The organism is Streptomyces sp. NRRL B-24572, assembly GCF_002156145.1.
Taxonomy (GTDB): domain Bacteria; phylum Actinomycetota; class Actinomycetes; order Streptomycetales; family Streptomycetaceae; genus Streptomyces; species Streptomyces vietnamensis.
On record NZ_MWIG01000665.1, the window covers coordinates 1 to 1,555 of the forward strand.

The window sequence follows — 1,555 nt, forward strand, 5'->3', positions numbered from 1 at the left end:
GCGCGGCTTCCGCGTCGAGCTGGACGAGATCGCGCTCGCCATCGAGGACCACGACTGGGTCAAGAACGCGGCGGTCATCGTCAAGGACGAGCCCCGCACCGGCTTCCAGAACCTCGTCGCCTGCGTGGAGCTGTCGCCGAAGGAGGCGGCCCTGATGGACCAGGGCAACCACGGCGCCCACCACCAGTCCAAGGAGTCGAAGCTCCAGGTCAAGGCCCAGCTGTCGAACGCCGGCACCCGCGAGGACGCCGAGCTGGCGGGCTGCCCGGTGGTGGAGCTCCCGGGCGGGACGCCCACCGAGCGGATGCGCCGTACGGTCTTCGCCCGCAAGACGTACCGCTTCTACGAGGGCGGCGAGGTCACCCGCGCCGACGTCCTCGCGGCCCTGGCCCGCCGTCCCGAGGGCATCGGCTCCCGCCGGGTCGGCAGCCTCGCGGCGGCCGACCTCGGTGAACTCCTGCGCTGGTTCGGACAGTTCACGAGCGAGGAGCGGCTCCTCCCGAAGTACGGCTACGCCTCACCGGGCGCGCTGTACGCGACGCAGCTGTACGTGGAGGCGCGCGGGATCGCGGGCCTGGACCCGGGCACGTACTACTACCATCCGGTCCGCCACCGCCTGTACCTGACGGAGGCGCTCCCGGCCATGGGCGACCTGGCCATGGGCGAACCGTCCCTCCGCCTCCGCTTCCGGGGCAAGCGGGAGGCCATCGAGCCCGTCTACAAGAACAACATCCAGGAGGTCCTGGAGATCGAGACCGGCCACATGGTGGGCCTCTTCGAGGAGATCCTGCCCGGGTACGGCCTCGACGTCCGCGCGTGCGCCGACGGCGCGTGGGAGGTCGTCCCGTACGACGAGGGGGCGAGGGTGCGGACCGACCCGGAGGTGGACGTCTACGTCCAGGCCCACGGGAACCGCGTCCCGGACCTCCCCCAGGGCCAGTACGCCTACGTCCAGGGCGAGTTGAAGGAGATCTCTTCCTCCCTCGTCGAGAAGAAGCACGTCATCGCCATCAACCAGGCGGTGTACGAGCGGTCCTCGCTCGGCGTCACCGTCGTCAGCCGGACGGCGGCCACAGGGCGCGCGTACGTCGACCTCGGCCGGACCCTCCAGCGTCTCCAACTCGGCGGCCACGGACTCGGGTTCATGTCCTCCGGCTACAGCTCCAAGTCCGGCCACCCCCTCCCCGCCGCCCGCCGCGTGGACGAGATCCTGACGGCGGCGGGACGGGCGACCGGCCCCTCGTACTTCTTCGTCGGCGGCCGGGTGAGCGAGGAGCAGCGGCTGAGCGAGGGGATGCACGAGGACACGGTCCACATGAAGGGCCCGGCGGAGATGATCCGGGACGACCTCGTGCACCACCTGCCGGACTACATGATCCCGAACCGGGTCGTGGTCCTGGACCGGCTGCCCCTGTCGGCGAACGGCAAGGTGGACACGAAGGCGCTCGCCGACCTCGCCGTGGTCAACGCCGGCCTGCACGGCCGCCCGCACGTCCTGCCCCGTACGCGTACGGAGGGCAGGCTCGCGGAGATCTGGGCGGCCGTGCAGGCCGGC

1 pseudogene is annotated in these 1,555 nt (G+C 71.4%); it reads left to right on the forward strand.

Annotated elements, in window-relative coordinates:
- Nucleotides 1-1,555: pseudogene (locus CCN56_RS33010) on the forward strand (amino acid adenylation protein); the annotation flags it as partial.